We start from the raw sequence: 6,063 nt of genomic DNA, 5'->3' as shown, positions 1-6,063 counted from the left end.
GGCCAGCTGGCCGGCGGGATAGAGGTCAGGGTTAGGGCCGGCGGCCCCGGCGTTGGTGTCGTTGACAACCTTTTCTTCGAGGATTATCAGGTTCTCGTCGTTCCCCTGGGCAGGCTCTCAACCAGAGAAGTTCTGGACGGTGACGTCGTGAAGGCCATAGAGCGCGAGGGGAGGGGAGCCCTCGAGAAGCTCCTTGGAGAGCCGAAGCCGGACAGGATGATGGCCCTCGCGAGGGAATTCGCGGAGAAAACCGGCCTCTTAAACGGTGAACTCCTGGAACTGGCGAGGGAGCTTGACAGGGCGATTTCCATCCCCAGCTCCATGATAATGCTTGGTAGGGGCCTCTTTGCCCTTCTCCGCAAAGACGAGGTGGAGAATGCCAGAAACCTCCTTTCCGACCTCAACCTGCCCTACGACGTGACTGGAATCCACGAGGGTAGGCCAACGGTTGGCAGGTGGGTTGGCTAAACCCTTTTATCCCCCTCCCCCTAACTCCGTCTCAGGTGGTGAAGATGAAATACGCCGAACTGGCTGACCTTTACAGGCGCCTGGAAAAAACGACCCTCAAGACCCTCAAGACAAGGTTCGTCTCTGATTTTCTCAAGAAGGCATCCGATGAGCTCCTCGAGATAATCCCCTACCTCATCCTCGGAAAGGTCTTCCCGGACTGGGATGAGAGAGAGCTTGGAGTCGGTGAGAAGCTCCTCATAAAGGCCGTCTCCATGGCTACTGGCGTTCCCGAGCGGGAGATAGAGAACTCCGTGAGAGACACCGGCGACCTCGGTGAGAGTGTTGCTTTAGCCCTGAAGAAGAAAAGACAGAAGAGCTTCTTCTCCCAGCCGCTGACCATAAAGCGCGTTTATGACACCTTCGTGAAGATAGCAGAGGCCAGCGGGCAGGGGAGTCAGGACAGAAAGCTGAAGTACCTGGCCAACCTCTTCATGGACGCCGGACCGGAGGAGGGCAAGTACCTCGCCAGGACTGTCCTTGGAACCATGAGAACCGGCGTTGCAGAGGGGCTCATGAGGGACGCCATAGCGAGCGCCTTTGGCGTCAAGGCCGAGCTCGTCGAGAGGGCCTACATGCTCACGAGCGACTTCGGATACGTCGCGAGGGTGGCCAAGCTTGAGGGCAACGACGGCCTCTCAAAGGTCAGAATCCAGGTGGGCAAGCCCATAAGGCCGATGCTCGCTCAAAACGCGGCCAACGTGAAGGAAGCGCTGACGGAGATGGGCGGAAAGGCGGCGTTCGAGATAAAATACGATGGGGCACGCGTTCAGGTTCACAAGGACGGTGATAGGGTTGTTATATACTCCCGCAGGCTGGAGAACGTGACGAAGTCCATTCCGGAGGTTGTTGACGCGGTTCTGGAGAGCGTAAAGGCTGAAAAGGCTATCGTGGAGGGCGAACTCGTTGCCGTAGGTGATGGTGGAAAGCCCAGACCCTTCCAGTACGTGCTGAGGAGGTTCAGGCGGAAGTACAACATCGAGGAGATGATAGAGAAGATTCCCCTTGAGCTGAACCTCTTCGATGTCCTCTACGTTGACGGTGAGGGGCTGATAGACACCCCCTTCTCCGAGCGCAGGGAGAGACTTGAGGGTATAATCTCCCCGGGTGAGCGGATAAGGCTGGCGGAGCAGCTGGTCACGGATAACGTCGATGAGGCGGAGACTTTTTACCAGCGCGCCCTTGAGCTCGGCCACGAGGGGCTGATGGCGAAGCGCCTGGATTCGGTTTACGAGCCCGGAAACAGGGGCAAGAAGTGGCTCAAGATAAAGCCCACGATGGAGGACCTCGACCTCGTCATAATCGGCGCCGAATGGGGCGAGGGAAGGCGCGCACACCTTCTCGGCTCCTTCCTGGTTGCGGCCTTCGATCCGCACAGCGGCGAGTTCGTCCCGGTTGGAAAGGTCGGGAGCGGCTTCACCGACGAGGATTTGGCAGAGTTCACCAAGATGCTCAAGCCCCTCATAGTCCGCGAGGAGGGCAAGTACGTCGAGATAGAGCCGAAGGTTGTTATCCAGGTCACCTACCAGGAGATACAGAAAAGTCCGAAGTACGAGAGCGGCTTTGCCCTCCGCTTCCCGCGCTACGTCGCTTTGAGGGAGGACAAGAGTCCGGAGGAAGTGGACACAATCGAGCGCATAGCCCAGCTCTACGAGTTCCAGGAGAGGTTCAAGGCGAAGAGGTGACCTCGCTTTCCTCAGTTTCTTCAGCGTTTTCCCGCACTTCCCCCGTTTCTTCACCTTCCTCGGGAACCAGTTTTCCAGCCAGCTCGGCGGCCTTCTTTGCCATGAGTGGGGTGGCCAGCAGGAAGCCCGTTGAGAGTCCAGCAAGATACGCGATCACGTTTCCGGAATAGCCATCCACCATCGCCAGGGAGGGAAGGTCGTAGAGGGCGTGGGCGACCATCGAAAAGGCCAGCCCTGTGAAGCGCTTCCACCCGGTCTCGCCGAGCAGGAAGCCAACGGAAATAGCCGCCCAGATGGTGTGCAGTCCCATAAGCACTACCCTAACGGCCACCAGGTAGGGTTCTTGGTTCAGGGCGAAGATTCCTGCGGTGTACATTATTCCCTCTACAATCCCGAGGAAAAGGCCTGCCCCGATGACGAGCTTCCACTTCTCCCATTCTGGCGAGCGCCCGAAGAACTTCAGGGGCAGGAGCTTCACCGACTCCTCGATTATCCCGGCAGCGAAGGCCAGCGCAATCCACGTCTTGAGGAACAGGAGGGGCGCCTCAAGGAAGGATGCCACGACCAGGCCGAGAATACCGAGGGCAAATCCCTGAACCTTCCAGCCGCTCTCCGGAAAGGAGCGCCATCTCCGGAGGGTGTACTTGATTGCCAGCAGAACTGACAGGCCGCCGACCACCGTTATGATTCCGAAGTAGTACTCGATGACTTTTTCCGGTGTGAGCATGGTATTTTCTCCACCATTCCCCTTATTAACGTTGGCGTCAACTTTTTTAAATCCCGTGTGGATTTTCCTCTAGAACTGCCGAGAAATTTACATGAAGGTGTTCAAAATGGGGGACATGAAGGGCCAGCTCGTTGATATGTTCTTCTCGGAGGGGGCCATACTCTTCGGCCGCTTCGTTCTCACCTCCGGCAGGGAGAGCGACTACTACATCAACGTCAAGAAGCTCTCCACGAATCCCGGGGCGCTGAGGCTCATCGCGAGGCTGATGGCCGAGAAGGCCAGAGCGCTTGGCATAGAGTTCGACCGCGTCGCCGGCCCGGAGCTCGGGGCGGTACCGATAGCGACGGCCCTATCGCTGGAAACCGGAAAGCCCCTCGTCATAGTCCGCAAGAAGCCCAAGGGGCACGGCACCGGAAGCCAGATCGAAGGCGAGGTAAAGCCCGGCGAGAGGATACTCCTGGTCGAGGACGTGACGACCACCGGCGGAAGCGTTCTGCGCGCGGCCGAGGTCCTGGAGAAGGCTGGGGCTGAGATAGTCGCCATAAGCGTGGTGGTTGACAGGGAAGAAGGGGCCGGTGAGAGAATAGGGGAGAAGTACCGGTTTATCCCTCTGGTCACGGTTTCAGAGCTTTTTGCCCGCAGGGACTCTGCCGGAGTGGAGGAATGAGATTATCGCCTCGTAGAGCCTTTGGAGCATACCTTCCTTTTTCTCCCTTCCGAATATCCACTCGTTCAGGATGTCACCGCTCTCGGCTATCGCCCTCGATGCCTTGGCGTGGGGCGCGTAGTCGATGACCGGCCTTCCGTAGTTCGTCGCCTCGGGAACCCTGTGATCAAATGGTATGACGCCGACCACGGGCACGTCCACGCTGTACTCAAGAAAGTCGATTATATCATCCACACTCTGGGACGATTCCCGCACCTTGTTGAGTATCACGCCGACCTTGAGACCGTACGCGTCCCCCAGCGATTTAAGCTTCACGACCTCGTTCTCGATCATTCTGTGGACGGAGTGTATCGGGCAACGCTCTATCTCCACTATGATGAGCTGGTACTGGGCGAGCCGAAAGGTCGAGATGGTGTCGAAGGGTATGCCGACCGGGGAGTCTATTATGGTAACCCTGTACCGGGTTCCAATCTCCCTGACTATCTCCCTCAGTCTTTTCTGATCCAGGTTGATGACGTCGTAAAGCTTCGGGCTGCCAGGGAGTATGTCAACACCCGTTCTGGGGTCGTGGTACACCGCCTGAACAACCCTCATGTTCGGATTCTTCAGAAGGGTGTGGATGTTGTACTGGGGGTTGTATATCCCGAAGTGAAAGGCGAGCTTTGGGAGGTACAGGTCACCGTCCACGACGAGCGAGCGGTAGCCCCTCCGTGAGAAGTACGTACTCAGGTTTGCGCTCATTGTTGTTTTTCCCGCACCTCCCCTCCCGGTGATGACTATGGATACCATTAACTGGGCCTCCGGCTGCATTAATTCCAAGAAAATTATTGAAAGGGGCTCAGATGTAGTCCCCTATTGTTTTGGCGCGAACCATTATGGCGGCCTTGTCTTGGCCGTAGAAGACCTCAACGAGACCGTCGGATTCCAGCTCCTTCACGGCCCTAAAGACCGCGGGTGCGGGTGTTTCGAGTTCAGCGCTCAGACTCTGGAGGGCGACCGCCCTTTTTTTTGTGGCGAGTACCTTATACACAGCATCTTTATGCCTGCCGAACATTCGGTGGCACCGTTACTAGTTACGTTAACGAACTAAATAAACCTTCCGTGAGCATGGTTGGCAGGTATCCAAGGGCAGGTTTATAAAGCGTATCGGGGAGGGAGGAGTATGCGGGGAATCGTTGAGAGGCTCGACCATGAAGGACTGGGCGTTATACGTGTGGGAAAGAGGGAAATCCACGTTCCTTTCACTGCACCCGGCGACGTTGTTGAAGTGAGAAAATGGCGAAAGAAAAAACGGAAGCTAACCGCCACTGATTTTGGGGTCGTGGAGCCCTCCGCCAGCAGAGTGGAACCGGTGTGTCTCAGTTTTGGGGTCTGCGGCGGGTGCCTTCTTCAGCACATCCCCTACGAGAGGCAGGTTGAGTTCAAGGCGGAGAAGCTCTCTGCCCTTCTTGGTATTGACGTCGAAGTTATTCCATCGCCCGTGATTTACGGTCACAGAAACCGCATCGATGTTGTCATTTCGACGAACGGGATTGGGTTCAGGAGGCGCGGCACGTGGTGGGACGCGGTTGACATCGAGTGGTGCCCCGTCTTCGGCGAATCCAGCAGGAGGGTTCTCCGCTCCCTGAGGGAGTTTATAGAAGACCACACCCCTAGTCTGTACGAGATACGGAAGAACGAGGGTTTTCTGCGCTATATCGTCATCCGCGAGGGCAAGTTCACGGGTGAGCTTATGGTGAACCTCGTCACCTCGGAGGGCAGTCTCCCCGAGTCCTTCCCCGACTATTTTGACTACGCGGACTCGGTGTACTGGAGCGTGAACAGGACCCCGAGCGACGTCTCCTACGGGGAGATAGAGCGCTTCTGGGGCAGCGAGTTCATACGGGAGCGGCTCGACGACGTTACCTACCTGATCCATCCAAACAGCTTCTTCCAGACGAACAGCCATCAGGCGGTCACCCTGGTGCGCAAGGTGGCGGAGCTCGTTGACGGTGAGAGGGTTCTTGACCTCTACTCTGGTGTGGGGACCTTCGGCATCTATCTGGCCAAAAGGGGATTCTCCGTTGAGGGAATCGAGATAAATCCCTTCGCGGTGGAGATGGCGAACAGAAACGCCGAGCTCAACGGCGTTGACGCCGCGTTCAGGGTGGGGCAGGACAGGGATGTTGAAAATCTTTCGGAATACGATACCATAATAGTTGATCCGCCAAGGGCGGGATTGCATCCCAAACTGATAAGGAAAATCTTAAAAGACAAACCGCAAAGCATCGTTTACGTCTCCTGCAATCCAAAGACCCTCAGAGCCAATCTCGACGAACTGGCGGGGGTTTATTCCCTGGAGGGGGCTGTGGGGATTGACATGTTCCCGCACACACCCCACGTGGAGACGGTTGTCAAACTTAAACTTGGGGTTTAATTTTAGAACCCCTGGGTTCAAAAACTTAATATACTTAGTCAGCATAGAGGTAAACAGGGGT

The 6,063-nt window shown here is 56.7% G+C and carries 6 protein-coding genes and 1 pseudogene; 4 read left to right on the top strand and 3 right to left on the bottom strand.

All coding sequences use genetic code 11. The annotated features are described in order from the left end of the window. Positions 1-468, top strand: a pseudogene (locus APY94_RS13420) (pantoate kinase); the annotation flags it as partial. Positions 469-512: 44 nt separating this feature from the next. Continuing rightward, the gene (locus tag APY94_RS11505) at positions 513-2,192 is read left to right on the top strand and encodes an ATP-dependent DNA ligase (protein ID WP_058939764.1); all 1,680 of its coding nucleotides are present in this window, start codon (positions 513-515) and stop codon (positions 2,190-2,192) included. Here APY94_RS11505 and APY94_RS11500 read toward each other — a convergent pair. Further along, the gene (locus APY94_RS11500; protein ID WP_058939763.1) at positions 2,176-2,919 is read right to left on the bottom strand and encodes a protease PrsW; all 744 of its coding nucleotides are present in this window, start codon (positions 2,917-2,919) and stop codon (positions 2,176-2,178) included. The genes APY94_RS11505 and APY94_RS11500 overlap by 17 nt on opposite strands. Positions 2,920-3,034: 115 nt before the next feature. Here APY94_RS11500 and pyrE point away from each other — a divergent pair, with 115 nt between their 5' ends. After that, positions 3,035-3,586: an orotate phosphoribosyltransferase gene (gene pyrE, locus APY94_RS11495; RefSeq protein ID WP_058939766.1), complete on the top strand. Its 552-nt coding sequence runs from the start codon at positions 3,035-3,037 to the stop codon at positions 3,584-3,586. On the opposite strand, the gene APY94_RS11490 is transcribed toward pyrE, so the two are convergent. Continuing rightward, a complete protein-coding gene (locus APY94_RS11490; protein WP_058939762.1) occupies positions 3,542-4,375 on the bottom strand; it encodes a MinD/ParA family ATP-binding protein in 834 nt (277 codons plus the stop codon). The genes pyrE and APY94_RS11490 overlap by 45 nt on opposite strands. A gap of 49 nt (positions 4,376-4,424) precedes the next feature. Beyond that, entirely contained in the window at positions 4,425-4,640 is a 216-nt protein-coding gene (locus APY94_RS11485; RefSeq protein ID WP_058939761.1) for a helix-turn-helix domain-containing protein, read from the bottom strand. A gap of 108 nt (positions 4,641-4,748) precedes the next feature. Here APY94_RS11485 and rlmD point away from each other — a divergent pair, with 108 nt between their 5' ends. Next, positions 4,749-6,002 (top strand): 23S rRNA (uracil(1939)-C(5))-methyltransferase RlmD, encoded by a 1,254-nt coding sequence (gene rlmD, locus APY94_RS11480; RefSeq protein WP_058939760.1) that lies wholly within the window; start codon positions 4,749-4,751, stop codon positions 6,000-6,002. Positions 6,003-6,063 lie beyond the last annotated feature (61 nt).

Origin of the sequence: Thermococcus celericrescens, assembly GCF_001484195.1 — an archaeon.
In the GTDB taxonomy this organism is placed as follows: Archaea; Methanobacteriota_B; Thermococci; order Thermococcales; family Thermococcaceae; genus Thermococcus; species Thermococcus celericrescens.
Note: the sequence above shows the minus strand (reverse complement) of the source record. Positions and strands in the feature narration are given on the sequence as shown.